The 1,817-nt window shown below is 43.6% G+C and carries 2 pseudogenes; one reads left to right on the forward strand and one right to left on the reverse strand.

Features of this window, described 5'->3' with window-relative positions:
* Positions 1-154 (reverse strand): annotated as a pseudogene (locus H164_RS16035) (helix-turn-helix domain-containing protein); the annotation flags it as partial.
* 357 nt (positions 155-511) lie between these two features.
* On the opposite strand from H164_RS16035, the pseudogene H164_RS14860 reads away from it, so the two are divergent.
* Positions 512-1,779, forward strand: a pseudogene (locus H164_RS14860) (VapE domain-containing protein).
* Positions 1,780-1,817: the final 38 nt, after the last annotated feature.

Genomic DNA, 1,817 nt, shown 5'->3' on the forward strand with positions numbered 1-1,817 from the left:
CGGCAAGGCTGAGTATCTCGTTCCTCAGCTTTGCCCAGTTTGAATCCGTAATGATAAAATATCCCATAGTTTTATTGTTATTTTGTTTGTAATTCCTTATTGTTTTGCGTCTTACCGCACGTTTCTGCCTACAAAAGTAGGATGTGTTTTCCATACCTCAAAGCAGCAGGGAAATATAGGGAACTTGAGGGAAAAGACAACATATCTTATCGGTTGCCTTTTTCGCATTATTCTTTGATTTCTTCTTTCACCGTTTATCCTATATGAAGGATAATCCCAATCGGCGCAAAATACAGCAAACATAGGCAATACACACATTTCTGTCTTCGGCTGTAGCTATCATTCCCAACTCTGTTTTCCACAAAAATCCCATTTTCTTGCCCTGCCACGACAAAATATACATGTGAACTTTATAGCAGACAGACGCAACATTATGCAAGCACTCTCCGAATGCTTGGAACTTTGACATTCTCTTCATAACTTCACTCTCAGAAACCAAACCAATCATATAATGAAGAAGAATGCAGATAAAGGCAAATCTGAGGGCGGAAACAGCGAATTTCATACAAGAAGGAAGTTTTCCAAGAACTCGGAGATAGAAACCTATCTCTCCTCTCGCTATGAGTTCAGATACAACACGGTATTGGGACGAACCGAATACCGCAGAATGAATAGCAGCGATTTCACAAAGGTGGGTCGCTATGAAATCAACACGCTCCGCAGGGAACTTGACAACGATGTGGGGATTATTACATCTTCTGACAACCTCTATTCCATTATAGAAAGTAGCTTCTCTCCACGTGTCAATCCCATACAGGAGTATTTCAAAAGGTTGCCATCGGTGGATATAAGCAGTAATCCTTCCTTTTCACTGAAAGCTATTCCCCACTTGGCAAGTTGCGTGGTCGTGCGCAACTCTGACAAGTGGCTGCCGTACCTCACCAAGTGGCTCGTGGCAGTGGTTGCCAACGCAATGGACACGACCGTGAGTGCCGTAATCACACCTGCCTTGTGCTGACAGGCGAGCAGGGCAAGTTCAAAACTACATTCTTGGATTTGCTCTGCCCGTCCAAACTGCACGGTTACAGTTACACAGGAAAAATATATCCGCAGGAGAAAGACACACTCACCTATATCGGTCAGAACCTTATCGTAAACATCGACGACCAGCTCAAAGCCCTCAACAAACGTGATGAGAACGAACTGAAGAACCTCATTACCTGTCCGATGGTCAAATACCGTATGCCCTACGACAAGTATGTAGAGGAACATCCCCACTTGGCAAGCTTCGTGGCATCGGTAAACGGCAATGATTTTCTTACAGACCCCACGGGAAGCAGACGGTTCCTGCCCTTTGAAGTGCTTTCCATAGATATTGAGAGAGCAAAAACTATCTCGATGGACAATGTCTATGCGGAAGCCAAAGCCCTGTTGAACATGGGCTTCCGCTATTGGTTTGATGATGAAGAAGTAACGGAACTATACAGGGAGAGTGAGGATTTCCAAGTACAGACTGCAGAGATGGAGCTTTTGTTGCGTTGTTTTGAAAAGCCAACGGAGGATGAAAGTTATTCGTTAATGACCACTACGGAGATACTCACCTATTTGGGTATTTATACTCACCAACCACTTGTTGCGAAGCGTATGGGCGAAGCATTGAAGAAAGCAGAATATATAAAGGTGAGCAAACGAAGAAATGGTGGTAGCCCCATCTATGTCTATAAGATTAGGAAAATCTTGCCATGCCCGCTCCTTCAAACTTGTAGTAGCCAAATGTAGTAGAATGTGTAGTATTGTCTTATACTACAAAGTCATAC

The sequence above is a fragment of the Segatella maculosa DSM 19339 = JCM 15638 genome (assembly GCF_000382385.1).
GTDB classification, from domain to species: domain Bacteria; phylum Bacteroidota; class Bacteroidia; order Bacteroidales; family Bacteroidaceae; genus Prevotella; species Prevotella maculosa.